At 68.4% G+C, this 13760-nt stretch carries 13 protein-coding genes; 3 read left to right on the top strand and 10 right to left on the bottom strand.

Annotation, left to right across the window (positions count from 1 at the left end; translation table 11 throughout):
• Position 1 precedes the first annotated feature (1 nt).
• The 4 genes from AB0I15_RS24790 to AB0I15_RS24805 all read right to left on the bottom strand — a co-directional run bounded on the left by AB0I15_RS24790 (position 2) and on the right by AB0I15_RS24805 (position 4349).
• Positions 2-757 carry a class F sortase gene (locus AB0I15_RS24790; RefSeq protein ID WP_358099833.1) on the bottom strand — a complete coding sequence of 252 codons (756 nt, stop codon included), beginning with the start codon at positions 755-757 and terminating at the stop codon, positions 2-4.
• A gap of 5 nt (positions 758-762) precedes the next feature.
• Complete coding sequence (locus AB0I15_RS24795; RefSeq protein ID WP_358099836.1) at positions 763-2061, bottom strand: hypothetical protein; 1299 nt, start codon at positions 2059-2061, stop codon at positions 763-765.
• Positions 2062-2196: 135 nt separating this feature from the next.
• On the bottom strand, positions 2197-2979 hold the full coding sequence (locus AB0I15_RS24800; RefSeq protein ID WP_358099839.1) for a class F sortase: 783 nt from the start codon (positions 2977-2979) through the stop codon (positions 2197-2199).
• Positions 2979-4349 (bottom strand): hypothetical protein, encoded by a 1371-nt coding sequence (locus AB0I15_RS24805; protein ID WP_358099842.1) that lies wholly within the window; start codon positions 4347-4349, stop codon positions 2979-2981. Before AB0I15_RS24805 ends, AB0I15_RS24800 begins: the two co-directional genes overlap by 1 nt.
• A 232-nt stretch (positions 4350-4581) precedes the next feature.
• On the opposite strand from AB0I15_RS24805, the gene AB0I15_RS24810 reads away from it, so the two are divergent.
• The gene (locus AB0I15_RS24810) at positions 4582-5727 is read left to right on the top strand and encodes an acyl-CoA dehydrogenase family protein (protein WP_358099845.1); all 1146 of its coding nucleotides are present in this window, start codon (positions 4582-4584) and stop codon (positions 5725-5727) included.
• Positions 5728-5772: 45 nt separating this feature from the next.
• Positions 5773-5934: a hypothetical protein gene (locus AB0I15_RS24815; protein WP_358099848.1), complete on the top strand. Its 162-nt coding sequence runs from the start codon at positions 5773-5775 to the stop codon at positions 5932-5934.
• Here AB0I15_RS24815 and AB0I15_RS24820 read toward each other — a convergent pair.
• Positions 5931-6080 carry a hypothetical protein gene (locus AB0I15_RS24820; RefSeq protein WP_358099851.1) on the bottom strand — a complete coding sequence of 50 codons (150 nt, stop codon included), beginning with the start codon at positions 6078-6080 and terminating at the stop codon, positions 5931-5933. The genes AB0I15_RS24815 and AB0I15_RS24820 overlap by 4 nt on opposite strands.
• Between AB0I15_RS24820 and AB0I15_RS24825 the strand changes: the two genes are divergently transcribed.
• A complete protein-coding gene (locus AB0I15_RS24825; protein WP_358099854.1) occupies positions 6073-6249 on the top strand; it encodes a hypothetical protein in 177 nt (58 codons plus the stop codon). The genes AB0I15_RS24820 and AB0I15_RS24825 overlap by 8 nt on opposite strands.
• A gap of 6 nt (positions 6250-6255) precedes the next feature.
• On the opposite strand, the gene AB0I15_RS24830 is transcribed toward AB0I15_RS24825, so the two are convergent.
• The 5 genes from AB0I15_RS24830 to AB0I15_RS24850 form a co-directional block, all read right to left on the bottom strand.
• The gene (locus AB0I15_RS24830; protein WP_358099857.1) at positions 6256-7704 is read right to left on the bottom strand and encodes a hypothetical protein; all 1449 of its coding nucleotides are present in this window, start codon (positions 7702-7704) and stop codon (positions 6256-6258) included.
• Positions 7682-9574, bottom strand: coding sequence for a hypothetical protein (locus AB0I15_RS24835; protein WP_358099860.1), 1893 nt, complete (start codon positions 9572-9574; stop codon positions 7682-7684). Before AB0I15_RS24835 ends, AB0I15_RS24830 begins: the two co-directional genes overlap by 23 nt.
• An 83-nt stretch (positions 9575-9657) precedes the next feature.
• A complete protein-coding gene (locus AB0I15_RS24840) occupies positions 9658-10437 on the bottom strand; it encodes an alpha/beta fold hydrolase (protein ID WP_358099863.1) in 780 nt (259 codons plus the stop codon).
• Positions 10438-10452: 15 nt separating this feature from the next.
• Positions 10453-12675 (bottom strand): SpoIIE family protein phosphatase, encoded by a 2223-nt coding sequence (locus AB0I15_RS24845; RefSeq protein WP_358099866.1) that lies wholly within the window; start codon positions 12673-12675, stop codon positions 10453-10455.
• A gap of 123 nt (positions 12676-12798) precedes the next feature.
• Positions 12799-13506, bottom strand: a complete 708-nt coding sequence (locus AB0I15_RS24850; RefSeq protein ID WP_358099869.1) for a metal-dependent transcriptional regulator — start codon at positions 13504-13506, stop codon at positions 12799-12801.
• Between the last annotated feature and the right edge of the window lie 254 nt (positions 13507-13760).

The raw sequence follows: 13760 nt of genomic DNA on the forward strand, positions 1-13760 counted from the left end.
CTCAGCTTCGATAGGAGCTCGTCATCGTCGCGTAGACGATGACGTTGTCGGTGTAGTGCCCGGTACGACGATCGTAAATGCCGCCGCAGGTGATCAGGTGGAGCTGGGCGTTCTCCTGGGTCCCGTACACACGCTGTGTCGGGAAGGTCTTCTTGCTGGCCTGCTCCACGCCGCCGACGGTGAAGACCGCCGTTGTTTTGTCCTGGCGCTTGACCTCGATGGTGTCGCCGTTCTTCAGCTCCGGAAGGCGGCTGAAGACGGCGGGGCGTGTCCTGGTGTCCTTGTGCCCGAGCAGCACGGCGGGGCCGGCCTCGCCCGGAGTGGACATGTTCCGGTACCAGCCGGCCAGGTTGTGGTTGTCGGCCGGGGGCACCTCGATCGAGCCGTCCTTGCGCAGGCCCACGGACTTGATCGGCGCGTTGATCCCCAGCCGCTTGACCACGAGCCGGACGGGCGTCGAGGGCAGCATGGGGGGCGCCGGGACGATCTGCGGCAGCGGCGGGGGCACGTCGGGGGCGGCCTGGAACATGGCCTGCTCGGGCTTGCCGGTGGGCTGCGAGGGCAGGGCCAGGCTGTCCCTGTTGCTCTGGAGGCCGTACTCGGCGGGTGACTTGAGGACGATCAGCATGCCCGCCACGACCGTGACGACACCGGCGATGGCGGCCACGATCAGCACAGTACGCAGGGCGGTGCCGCCCTTGTCCGCGGGCGGCGGAGGCGTGGGGGCGCCGCCGCCGTAGGGGTAGTAACCGGACACGGCCGTCAGCCCTTGATCGATCGACGCCGCATGACCAGCCCACCGACGGCCGCGGCCGCGATCAGCCCGGTACCCGTCAGGATGAACAACCGCCCGTCAGGCCCCATCGACCCACCGGCACCCGTGTCCGCCCCGGCCTTGGGGGTCTGGGACTTCCGGCTGGTGCTGCTGCTGGGGGTGACCGTCACCGTGGCGGTGCTGGTCCTGGTGGGGCGGGGACTCGTCGTCGTGGGGGTGGGCGTGGGGGTCGGGGTGGGCGAGGTGCTGGCGTTGCCGACGGTGAAGGTGTAGGTCTTCAGACCGGTCGTGGGGGCCAGGCACTTGAGCGCGGGCGAGGTGGCCGACGTGCCGAAGGCGATGTCGCCCGGCGTCAGCGTCACGGTGCCGGTGCTGGTCGGCTTCACCTTCAAGGTGATTTGGGGCAGCGTCGCGGGGAAATCAGAACCCGCCGTGATGCCGGTGAGCGCCGCTTCGCCGGTCGTCGTGGCCGGGGCTCCGGCGCCGCTCGCCTTGATCGTGGCGAAGATCTTGGAACCGGTGGTCGGGAAGCCGGTGGGCACCTTCAGCGGATCGCCGGTGGTCTGGATGGTGCCGGCCCACTTGACTTCAGCGTCGGCGTTGGCCGAGGCGCTGGTGGGGGGCGTCAGGACGACCTTGATGTCCACGTCGGCCGGGTCAATGGTGGTGTTGGTGGGGACGAGGTCGCAGTCGTAGGTGATGATGTCGGTGTCGCCACCACCCCCGCCCGTGCCGATCGGGACGGACAGCGCCTCGGCAGTGGTGGGCGCGGTGCACGTCGACGTGGTGGTCGCACCAGCGGTCAGGCCCAGCTTCAGCTCACCGGGCTTCAGCGTGACGTTGCCTGTCGCGCCGGCGGTTACTGCGACCTTGTAGACGACGCTGCCGGCGGGCACGGCGGTCTGGTTGATCGTGACCGTCGCACCCTCCTTCGCTGTGGTCGCGTCGTTCACGGTGGCACTCGTCGGCGTCAGGGCCAAAGTGGCGCTCACCTTTGCAGCCACCGTTGGAGCCGGCGTGAGGGTCAGCGTGGGGATGTTCACCGTCAGGTCGAAGGTCTGACCCGCCGTCACCGTGTCAGGGGCGCTGAGCCCGACGGTGATCGAGGTGTTCGTGAACGGCCCGCCGGACCCACAGGAGTAGGTGTACTGCTTCGTTACCGCTGCCGAAGCCGTGCCTGGCGTTGCGACTATGAAGACCGAGCACACGAAGGCGACCAGCGTGCTCGCGAGCCCCAATGCGGACGTCTTGATGGCGAGGCGGCGCCACGCCTGGGACATAAGCACGGGTCCATCTCCGTTTCAAAGCAGTGTCAACAGTCGTGCCAGAATTCCAGCCGTTGGTCACGGTTAGGTAGAGATCCTACGAACTGTCCCTGTCAACTTCCCGTAAACCACCAAATCGGCCACAGCCTATCCCTCTTAACCCTTCTTCTTCGACAACGTTGCGTACACGACGATGTTGTCCGTGTAACTGTGCGCCGTCTTGTTGTAGACCCCACCACAAGTGATGAGCCTGAGCTGAGAGTCGTCCGTGTTCCCGTAAACCCGCTTGGTCGGGAACGCCGTCTTGCTGGCCTGCTCGATCCCACTGACCGTGAACCGGGTGACCTTTCCATCCGACCGGTACACGTAGATGTGGTCACCCTTCGCCAGCTCCCGCAGCCGGTCGAAGACCGCCGGGCCCTTGCGGGTGGCGACGTGGCCGTTGATGACGGCCGGTCCCGCCTCGCCGGGCACCGGTGAGAAGCGGTACCAGCCCGTCTGGTTGGGCTTGCTCAACGGCGGGGTGCCCAGCTTGCCCTTCATGCTCACCGTGACCGCGCCGATCGGCGAGTTCACCTTGATCTTGGGGATCTTGATGCGGGTGGGCTTGGCCTTGGCCTTGGCGGCCTTGGTCTTGGGTGTGGCGATCGGCGGGACGACCGGCAGGGCCGCCAGCGGGGGCGGCGCGTCCAGGCGGGCCGGGGTCAGCGGGGAGTTCTTGCCGCCGGGCCCGACCGTGGCCGGGAGGACGAACGCGCCCGCGTTCGCCACCTCGACCTTGGTCGGCTCGTCCCGGGCCGCCGCGAGCGGCTGCGAGCCGTCCTGCACCGGGGGCACGAACGAGAGCAGGGTCACCATGACCAGGCCGACGCCGCCGAGCGAGCCGGCGATCAGCAGCCCCGGCAACGCCTTCTGCATCGGTGTCTTCTGCTCGGCCATCAGAGCGCTCCTCCCGCGTGCGCGGCCCTGCGCCGGCGCAGCAGCAGCCCGCCGCCCGCGCTGCCCATCACCACCGCCATGCCGGTGGCCATCAGGCCGTAGGGCCTGTCCTCTTCTGGCGCCTCACCGCTGTCCACACCGCCCTTGGGGGTCTTGCCGACCTGGGCCCTGTAGTACTTGGTCGCGGTCGGCCCGGTGGACTTCGGCGTGGACGTGCCCGTCGCCGACACCTGGGGCACCACGATCACGCGGCCCAGGCTGTCGGTGACCGTACCGGCCTGCGGGGGCGTGTGCTGGGGGTCCGGATCGGGGTCGGGGTCCGGATCGGGGTCCGGGCCCGGGCCGTTCGTCGAGGTGTCGGTGGGGTCGGGCGAGTTGGGGTCCGTGGGGTTCGTCTTCGGACGGATGGTCACCTCGACCGAGACCGGGGTGGCGACCGGCGTGCACTTCGCGCTGTGGTACCCGCTCGGGGTCTGCGCCGTGGTCGTCGACACCTCGAACGCGTCCAGCCACACGTACTTGTCCGGGTTGTTCGAGGGGTTGATGATCTGGATCTTGTGCTTCCCGTACGTCAGGTGCGGTGACTTCCACAGCTCCTGGCCGCCGTTGAGATCGTCGTTGACCGGGTCGTCGTCGGCGTCGCGCGAGGGGTCGACCGTGGCCATCTTCTTGTCGTCGATGTAGATGTCGACCGGCCCGGAGTCCTTGTCCGTCGGCCCGATGTACGTCACGCCGGTGCCCACGAAGGTCAGCTCGGCGGCGGCGTTGACCTGGTTGGTCTGGTGCAGGTCGTTGTGCACGTGGTTCTCGGACCCAGGACGGTCGTTCAACTGGGTCCAGCCACTGTTGTAGACGATCTGCATGTCGCTCGGGTTGTCGGTGTCGTCCCCGTCGTTGACGAGGACCTCGCCGTCCGGCGGGGTGAAGTCGAGGTCGATGTCCTTGGGCGTGATCCTGACGGTGCCCGGCTTGTTGGTCAGGCCGGGGTCGTTCAGGATCTCCGGCAGCCCCAGCGGGTCGTCGGGGCGGAGCCCGTCCTCGGACTCCGCGGTGCCCTTGGGCTGGAGGATGCCCACCCAGTCCTTGCTGAGCTGGACGTTGCCGGTCGCGTGCACCTGCCCGCCCGGGCCGAAGTAGCCCGGTGACTGCAGCCGGCTGCCGTCGCCGGTGTAGTTCATCTTCCAGGTGAAGTTGAGCGGGTCGCCGACCGTGAGGTCCGTGGCGAAGGTGAGGTTGGTGGTCAGCGTCACCGGCGGGTTCCTGACGATGCTGCTGACCCCGACCGGCGTACACGAATAGTCGATGACAAGATCGGCCGGTGCGGCCGACGCGGGGATGCTCGGCAGCACCACGAGACCTAACGTCGCCACAGACCCGACCGATGCGGCGATCAACGCGTTGCGCCACCGACTCACGGGAGACTCCGATCAACCACAAATAGACCGAGGGTAGATCCTAGAGTCGAAAACACCCGCAACACATGCCGAATGACGCATCTTCCGGCACTTGTGATGAACCCGTGTCCCCAGCCCCCTGCCGTAGCGGAAAAGGGGGTATACCTGGCGGTAACAGAATGGAATTCTGGGGCAACGGAGGCGACTGATGCAGCGAGACCTCTTCGACGAGGAACACCTACTCTTCCGGGAGACCGTGCGCGAGTTCATGATCCGCGAGGTCGTGCCGCACCACCCGCAGTGGGAGAAGGACGGCGTCGTTCCGCGCGAGGTCTGGAAGAAGGCCGGCGAATTGGGCATGTTCGGGTTCTCGGTGCCGGAGGAGTTCGGCGGCGCGGGGATCACCGACTTCCGGTACAACGCGGTGATCGTCGAGGAGATCATCAGAAACGCCGCGAGCGGGCTCGGATTCTCTCTGCACAACGACGTCATGGCCCCGTACGTGGTGGATTTGACGAACGACGAGCAGAAGCAGCGGTGGCTGCCGGGGTTCGTGAGCGGCGAGCTGATCACCGCCATCGCCATGAGCGAGCCGGGGGCCGGAAGCGACCTGCAGGGCATCAGGACCACGGCCGTGCGCGAGGGCGACCACTACGTCGTCAACGGGCAGAAGACGTTCATCACCAACGGCATCAACGCCGATCTCGTGGTCGTGGTGGCCAAGACCGACCCCGAGGCGGGCGCCAGGGGCACGACGCTGATCATCGTGGAGCGGGGCATGGAGGGGTTCGCCCGCGGGCGCAACCTCGAGAAGGTCGGCATGAAGGCGCAGGACACCGCCGAGCTGTTCTTCGACCACGTACGCGTACCGGTCGCCAACCGGCTCGGCCCGAACGACGGCGAGGGCTTCTTCCAGCTCATGCACAACCTGCCGCAGGAGCGCCTGTCGATCGCCGTGGCGGCGGTGGCCGCGGCGGAGGTCGTGCTGGAGCAGACCATCGAATACTGCAAGACACGCCAGGCCTTCGGCCGGAGCATCGGCTCGTTCCAGAACACCCGGTTCGTCCTGGCGGAGCTGGCCACCGAGACCGAGATCGCCCGCCACTTCGTCGACAAGTGCATCCTGGCGCTCAACGCCGGGCAGCTCACCGCAGTCGACGCGGCCAAGGCCAAGTGGTGGACCACCGAGTTGCAGACCAAGGTCATCGACCGCTGCCTCCAGCTCCACGGCGGGTACGGCTACATGATGGAGTACCCGGTCGCCAAGGCCTGGCTGGACAGCCGCGTACAGACCATCTACGGCGGCACCACCGAGATCATGAAGGAGATCATCGGCCGGTCCTTCGGCTTCTGAACCGTCACCGCGCGGCGACCCGGTTCACGCCGCATACTGGACAACATGGACGGTGGCCTGATCCTCCTGGTCTTCCTGGCGTTACTGTTCGCCTGGGGCCTCAACCGCGTGCGCCGGGCCATCCGCCTGGGACCCGTCGGCTACGTCGGCGTGGTGATCGTGTTCGTCATCGTCATGCTCCTCCTGTGGGGTCAGACCATGCGCTAGCCGGGCATGGCCGCGACCAGGCGGGTCAGCAGCCGGGCGAACTCCGCCCGCTCCTCCGCCGTCCAGTCCGCCGTGGCCGCCCCGAACGCCGCCCGCCTGGCGCGGTGGGCCTGCTCCAGCGCCGCCGCGCCGGCCTCGGTGAGCACCAGGGGGTGGCTGGCGGACGGGCGGCTCACGGAGGCGGGCAGGGCCGCGCACGCGGAGATCGCCGAACGGGTCGGCGGTTTCCGTCGTCAGGCGCTGACGGGGATCTCGCCGGAGGAGTACGAGAGTGCCGTCGGCGTGCTCCGCCGGATGGCGGGCAACCTGTCCTGACCAGGGTTACCGCGCCGCCAGGGACACCAGCTTCTCGAGGCGCACGTCGCCGTTCGGCATGAGCCGCACGACGGGGAGTTCGGGCCTTGACGCGTTGCCGTACTTGTCGATCTCGATGTGGCCGCTCGCGCCGTCGAGGATGAAGGACCCGCTGCGCAGTCGCTCCGACACGTGCTTCGGCTCCAACTGCTTCCCCTCATTCGCCTTTTCGGGAAGGAGGTCATCGATCGCCTTCATGGCGACGCAGACGGCGTCGTAGTGCATGATCGCGTCGCCGTCGTCCAGGCTGCCGTTCGGGAACAGGTTCTGGTATCCGTCCTTGGCCGTGCCGAACCTGTCTCTGACCGATTTGAGGATCTTGCTCTGCGGGTCTGTCACATTCGCCGAGTGGGCCAGGGCGGTGTAGTAGAGCTTGATCTTCTCGCCGCTGTCCTGCCAGGTGCTCGACTCGTCCTTGCCCAGCTCGCTGGTGTCGTCGGGAGCGATGACTCTGATTCCGCGCTCGACGCAGCCCTGCCACTGGTTGAGGCCGCGCAGGAACGTGGGAAGTTGCTCGGCGCGGCCGGCGTAGAAGACGTAGTCGGCTTCCGAGTTGCAGATCGCCTGGGCGTTGCCGCTCAGGACCGCGCCGGACGTCCCGTTCGAGGAGTCGAACGTCAGCCCCGGCATGAGCACCACGTCCTTGTCCCGCTCGAGAACTCTCTTGTAGTTGTCGTGCAGCGTCCGGCTGTAGTGCTGGGAGGGGTTGGTGTCCTCGACGATGACGGCTTTGATCGCCTTGTCGCTCTGGTCGACGACGAACCGCGCCCCTGCCACCGCCTGGTCGCTGTTGCGCGGCGCCAGCCGGACGAACCCGTGCCGGGCGTTGACGTCGTCGGAGGTCAGCACCGCGGCCACCATCGCGACATTGTCCCGGCCCAGCTCCGTGATCACGTGCTTGGTGGCGGCCGTGCTGGCGCCCAGGCCGACGACCGCCGCGATGCGGTCGCCGATCAACCGGGACCGCAGGTCCTCGACGGTGTCCTCCCAGTCGTCAGGTCCGCTGGCGCCCACGAGCAGCCTGACGCGCGACGCCTTGGGCTGGGTCGTGTTGTGCCACAACTGCGCCAGGTAGGAGCCCTGCAACGCGTGCTCCATGGCCACCTTGCTCATCCCGGCCGCCTGCCACTCCGCCGACAGCGGCAGCAGCACCACGATGGTGACGTAGTCGTGCGGATTCTTCTTCCGCACCTCGGCGTTCTGGTCATGGATGCGGCCCATGACCTCACGCATCTCCGCACCGAACGCGTCAGGAGAGTCGGTCAGCTTGGCGGGCTTCCACAGGGCGAAATAGACCGCGGTGGCGGCCAGCAGCGTCACGGCCGTGGCCGCCGCGCCGATCCTCACCCGGCGGCGACGGCGCGCGTAGCGCTCGTCGGGTGGGATGCGGGGGCTAACGCGTCGGACGTCGCTCATACCTATCGGCCTCTCGTAGCAGCGTCGAACGACCGGTCCTGCATCGCGTGGCCAGCTCTCTGAACTGGCGCGCGAGCTCCTCGGTGCACCGGCCCGCGGGGTCGAGCAGGGGATCGAGCCAGAACCACCGGGCCACCACCAGCGCCCGGATCACCGACTTCCTGGCCCGCCGTTCGGGGTCGGACGAGTGCGTGGCCAGTGAGTCGTACAGCAGGTCGAGGGAACGGTCCAACGGCAGGCGGTTGGGCGCCGTGGTCACCTGTTCGTACAGCTTGATCCAGTCCCGCAGGCGGCTGTTCTCCCCGTCGTGCCGGTCGAGCGACTCGAACCGCTCGGCGAGGAACTCCACCACCTCGCTCAGCCGCTCGTCGTCCGGCTCCTCCCCCGTCACGCAGGCGAGCCGGTGGTACATGGCCGCGACGTGATCGGCCTGGCCGCGTTCCAGGTAGAACCACTCCATGGCCGCGTGTACGGCGTCCCAGCGGGACGGATCGGCGGCGAGTCGGTGCAGCAGAAGCCGCCGCAGCCAGCCGTGCAGGACGGTGACCCGAGGGCCGCCCGTCCCCGGCGGCGGCCGGACGCCCGTCTCGTTCTCCTCGATGCCCTGGTCGGTGAGCCACAGGGTGTCCGCCAGTTCGTCGCGCAGCAGCGGGGCTTGGCCGGAGAACGGGGCGTCGACCGCGTCGTCCACGTTCCTGACCGCCGACCAGGCGATCAGGAGCTCGCGGTGCGGCAGGCGCTCGGGCAGGAGCCGGTTGAGCGTGTCGTCCTCGTGCAGGACGCGGCGGAACTCGTCGTCGTCGCCCACGCCCTCGGTCAGCTCGATCAGCACGCGGGTCGCGGCCGGATAGCCCCTGCTCAGCTCGTGTACGGCGGTCACGTACGAACCCCACAGGGGATCGGCGGGCAGGGCCGGCAGCAGCACCGGATACCACCATCGGTGCTCGCCCTTGCCGCGCCGGTCCAGCCAGTCGGCGTGCCTGGCCTGACCGGCCGTGGGCGGGTGGTTGGCATCCGGCATGAGGATGCCGGGACGCGTCCAGTGGGACAGCGCCCGCGGCCAGACCTTCGACGCGACCACCACGACCAGCGGATCCGGCTCCGTGCGTCGGGTCCTGGCCGCGATGAGGGCCCGCAGGAAGGCGTCTCCCGCCGGGGTGTCGGCGTCATCGAGCAGGAGCAGGCAGTTGCGCGGGTAGCGGTGTCTGGACCAGGCCTGCGCGAGGTCTTCCAGCAGGGCGTCGCAGAGCACCCCCGACACGAAGTCCGTACGGTCCCTGCCGCGCCTGCTGAGATCGCGGGCGAGATCCACGACGTTGCCGCCGGGCACGCTCTCCGTGAGCCAGCTCCTCGCCGTATCGTGCAGGAAATCGGGGGCGGTGCGGAGACGTGTCACGAATTGCACCGTGGCCGCCGCGGATTTGAGAAAGGGCCCCACGGTGGGAATGCACGAGAGCATGTCCCCCAGAGCACCCACATCTATGGGCGGATCACTCCGGTTTCCGCGGAGAATACTTTGTAGCTGCTCTTCCATCTCTAAATCCGACAAATCCGGATCCAGCTTGAGCACAAGAAGGGTGAACACCGTCCGCGGCAGTTTGACCTTGCGCAGCACCACGAGATCGTGCGCGAGCCGCTGCACCCGTGCCAGCACCGAGCCCTCCGCCGCCGGATGGAATTCCAGATGAACCAGCGGAGAGGGCGGCTCGATCACGCCGGCGGCGATCCGGCCCAGCGCGGCGGTCTTTCCCGTGCCCGGCGGCCCGAGCAGGAGGATGACGGGGAGCTCGTGCCGCCCCGGAGGATGCGTGAGCCTGAGGCATTCCGACAGCAGCATGTACCAGGAATCATCCGAGGAGAAATCCGCCATATGCTACCTACCGGGGTAATTCGCGGTTCTTCCCGCGAGAATTCACCTCAGCATATTGGCGAGCCTCTACACACGCGCCATTTTCACGTAATAGCGCTTGCTTCCATGATGACCCGGGCCACCAGGTCGGGATCATCGCTCATCGGCACATGTCCGCAGCCCTTGAGCAGTTTGACCCGCTGCCCCGACCACCGCGCCGCGCGTACGGCCTGACGGCGCGGCAGCAGCCGGTCGTGCTCGCCCCACGCGATCGTGATCGGCGACTTGGGCGGCGCGGGCGGCATCAGCCCGCTGAACGACGCCAGCGTCTCGTCGAACCCGGCGGCCCGGCCCAGCGCCTGCGTGGCCGCGATCAGCGCGGTCGGTTCGAGCCTGCCGGGACGGGCGACCAGGAGCCCGGCGGACACGGCGCGCAGGAAGCGGTTCTCGGCCGTCATGACGAGCTGGTCGTGGGGCATCGAGCGGGCCGAGGCGCGCAGGGCGCGCAGCGCCGACTGGCAGTAGAGCAGCTCGGAGCGCGACCAGAAACCGGCCGGGGAGAGCGCGGTCGCCGTACGGACGACGCCCCGCGAGGCCAGCTCCAGCGCGATGTAGCCGCCGAGCGAGTTGCCCGCCACCTGCGGCTCGCGGATGCCTATCAGCGCGCAGAACGACTCGACCGCGTCCGCCAGGGACTCGGCGGTGTAGGGAATGCCGTCGGGCAGCCCGGGCGACACCCCGAATCCGGGCAGGTCGACGGCGATGACCGTGTGCGCGGCGGCCAGCCGGTCCAGCACCGGCAGCCAGGCCTGCCAATGGTGGCCGATGCCGTGGATGAGGATCAGCGGCGCGCCGGTGCCCCGGCGCTCATAGGCCAGCTCCATTGCGCCAGTGAATCATCACCTGCTGCGGGTGGGAATCTCGAACCAGACGGCTTTGCCTTCCCTGGTGGGTCGTGACCCCCAGCGCCGGGCGAGCTGGTCGACGAGGTAGAGGCCGCGCCCGCCCTCGTCGTTCTCCCCCGCGCTGCGGATGCGCGGCAGGCGCAGGTCCTGGTCGAAGACCTCGACCCAGACCGACTCCACGCCCCGGCGCAGCCTCAGCGTGAACTCCTTGTCGCCGACCACTTCGTCCTCGAAGCCCGGCATGTCCCAGGACTCCTCGAACGGCAGCGGCGGGCCCTCCACCACGAGCTCCCTGCGGGGCACGTTGGCGGTGGCGGCGTGCAGCACCACGTTGGTGACGACCTCGGAGACGAGCAGGCAGGCGAGCTCGGCCCGCTCCTCAGGCACGTTCCATCCGGCGAACGCCTCCGACGCCATGCGGCGCGCCTCGCCCACCATGATCGGCTGGGCGGGGAACGTACGCTCCTCGACGTCGAGGTCGTCGTCGCTGGAGCGGACCACGAGGATGGCCATATCGTCGTCGATCTCGCCGGGCACCGCCACGGTGGCGGCGTCGGCGATGCGCTCGACCTCGGCCTCGGACATCTTGGCGAGCTTGTCGCAGAGCACGCCGAGCGTCTCCGCCTCGCTCGGCATCCGGCCGTCGCGGCCGGGACGGCGGTCCACCAGGCCGTCGGTGTAGAGGAGCAGCGCCGCGCCCGGCGGGAGCGTGCGGGTCTCCTCCTTGTAGACCAGGTCGGCGTGCAGGCCCTTGGCGCGCACCCCGAGCGGCTGGCCGACCTCCTCGATGTCGAGCTCGACGCACTGCCCGTCGACCAGCAGCAGCGGCGGGGCGTGCCCGGCGTTGGCGAAGGAGAGCTGGCGGGACCAGGCGTCGTAGACCAGGTATTGGCAGGTCACGATGGGCGGGATGCTGACGTCGGCGCCGTTGTCGTCCTGCTCGGGGGTGGCGATGATGCGGGTCCACTCGTCGAGCCTGGCCAGGATGTCGGCCGGTGACTTGTCGTCCTGGGCGAAGGCCCGCAGCGCCGCCCTGAGCTGGCCCATGATGGCCGCGGCCTTGGCGCCCCTGCCCTCGACGTCGCCGATGACGATGCCGACACGGCCGGCGGAGAGCGGGATCACGTCGTACCAGTCGCCGCCGACCTGGGTCTGGATGCCCTGCCCGTGGGAGGCCAGCGGCGCCGCCGGGTAGTAGCGCACCGCGATCTCCAGCCCGTCGAGCTGCGGCAGCGCCCTGGGCAGCAGGTGCTTCTGGAAGGACTCCGCCGTGTGCCGCTCCTCCTCGAACAGCAGCGCGTTGTCGATCGCGAGCGCGACCCGGGTCGCGATGGCGCCCACGAAGTCGCGGTCGAAGGCGTCGTAGTGGGGGCTACGCCGGTCGGTGAGGTTGGACAGCCCCAGGTACATCAGCCCGAGCGTCTCCCCGCGCACCAGCAGCGGGGCCACGATGGCCGAGGTCATGCCGATCTCGCCGCACAGCCGCGCGCTGTTCTCGTGGGGCGCGGGGTAACGGCTGGTGGCGAAGTCTTCCACCAGGATCGTCTCCTGGCGGCGCAGTGCGGTGTCGGCGTAGTGGCCGGAGGGGTAGCGGATCTCCGCGCCCACCGGCTTCCATGTTCCCGACGGCGGCGCCCACCCCTGTACGTGCTGAGAGACCCGGCGGACGAGTCTGTCACCCTCCATCAGCTCGATGAAGCAGTGATCGGCGAACTGGGGGACGAGCATCTCGGCGACCCGCTTGAGCGTCTCCTCGACGTAGAGGGAGCCCGCCAGCCGCTCGCCGATGCGCTCGAGGAGCCCGAAGCGGTCCTTCTCGCGCTCGTTGCTGCGCAGCGCCTCGCGGGCCATGATGACGATCCCCGTCACCGAGCCCGAGGTGTGGCGCAGCGGCACGGCCTGCGCGCGGACGTAGACGATCGTGCCGTCGCCGCGCCTGACGTCGAACGTGCCTTCCCACACGCCGCCCTTGAGCACGTGCTTGGCCAGCTCGATCGCCAGCGGGTGGTCCTTCTCCATGATCCCGAGGGACAGGACGGACGCGTCGCGCGAAGGCGACTTACCCTGACGGCCGAAGAGTTTTTCGGCGAATGGATTCCAATAGAGGAGATTGCTGAAACGATCAGTGACGACCACCGCCATTTCGGCGTGGTCGAGCACAGATCCGGCAGCAAGGTGATCAGCCGCTTCTTGTGACAGATCCCCCCATCGCTTCATCCGGAGACCACTCCTCGGGGTGGCGTGAATGCAAAGCGGACCACGGGCGCTCCTGCAACAGTCTTGGCCTGGGGAGAGTGGAGGGCCTCCCAAGAGGGATTCAACCAAGCAGCCGCGCGCGCGTCAGCGCTTGGAGACAAAAACGTGCGCGGCGACATCACGCGGAAGCTCCGCGGGAGTCTCCTTAGCGTCACCGTCACCTGTCACCCGCACACCGTCGTCGCTCGCCGCGAGCGTCACCTCGCGTCCGGGTTGTATCCCAACTTGCTTGAGTTTAAGCATCAGAGCAGGATCGCTTTGCACTTGTTCGCTAATTCGACGCACGACAACAGGGATGTCACGCGGGCCGGCGAGATCGGTCATGGATGTCAAGAGGCTGATGCCGCCCTCGACGGGCGGCTCCTTGGCACCCAGCTCGGCCAGGCCGGGGATGGGGTTGCCGTGGGGGCAGACGGTGGGGTTGTCGAGCAGCGTCACCAGGCGCGACTCGACGGACTCCGACATGACGTGCTCCCAGCGGCAGGCCTCGATGTGCACCTCTTCCCAGGGAAGGCCGATCACCTGCGTCAGCAGGCACTCGGCGAGGCGGTGCTTGCGCATCACGCGCGTGGCCAGCGTGCGGCCCAGGTCGGTCATCGACAGGTGCCGGTCACCCTCGACGCGGACGAGGCCGTCGCGCTCCATGCGGGCGACGGTCTGGCTCACGGTGGGGCCGCTCTGCTGAAGGCGCTCCGCGATGCGGGCACGAAGGGGGACGATGCCCTCCTCTTCGAGCTCGTAAATGGTGCGGAGGTACATCTCCGTGGTATCGATCAGGCCGTGTGCGGTCAAGGCTCCTCCCAACTGAATGTTACGCCGGTCGTGGCGGGGACTGAGCCCGTCCGCTGCGGGCGCAGGAATCACACGAACCCTATTGGGAGAACGACCGGCGATGGTTAAGGACGGCAACAACGGGACGGCCCGGTTCCTTCCCGACCTGCCCGAACTCGAGGCGCCGCCACCTGCCGCCAGGGCTGTGATCTGTGTGGGAACGCCGTACGGACCGTGTCGGGGAGGGCTCCGACCAGCCCGGATACATGTTCGTG

This window comes from Nonomuraea sp. NPDC050643, from assembly GCF_040654715.1.
GTDB lineage: Bacteria > Actinomycetota > Actinomycetes > Streptosporangiales > Streptosporangiaceae > Nonomuraea.

What these genes read in the sequence shown, in the direction of transcription:
- AB0I15_RS24800 (WP_358099839.1), bottom strand. Translation starts at nt 2,979, where the DNA reads ATGGCCGAGCAGAAGACACCGATGCAGAAGGCGTTGCCGGGGCTGCTG.
- AB0I15_RS24810 (WP_358099845.1), top strand. Translation starts at nt 4,582, where the DNA reads ATGCAGCGAGACCTCTTCGACGAGGAACACCTACTCTTCCGGGAGACC.
- AB0I15_RS24815 (WP_358099848.1), top strand. Translation starts at nt 5,773, where the DNA reads ATGGACGGTGGCCTGATCCTCCTGGTCTTCCTGGCGTTACTGTTCGCC.
- AB0I15_RS24830 (WP_358099857.1), bottom strand. Translation starts at nt 7,704, where the DNA reads ATGAGCGACGTCCGACGCGTTAGCCCCCGCATCCCACCCGACGAGCGC.
- AB0I15_RS24835 (WP_358099860.1), bottom strand. Translation starts at nt 9,574, where the DNA reads ATGGCGGATTTCTCCTCGGATGATTCCTGGTACATGCTGCTGTCGGAA.
- AB0I15_RS24840 (WP_358099863.1), bottom strand. Translation starts at nt 10,437, where the DNA reads ATGGAGCTGGCCTATGAGCGCCGGGGCACCGGCGCGCCGCTGATCCTC.
- AB0I15_RS24845 (WP_358099866.1), bottom strand. Translation starts at nt 12,675, where the DNA reads ATGAAGCGATGGGGGGATCTGTCACAAGAAGCGGCTGATCACCTTGCT.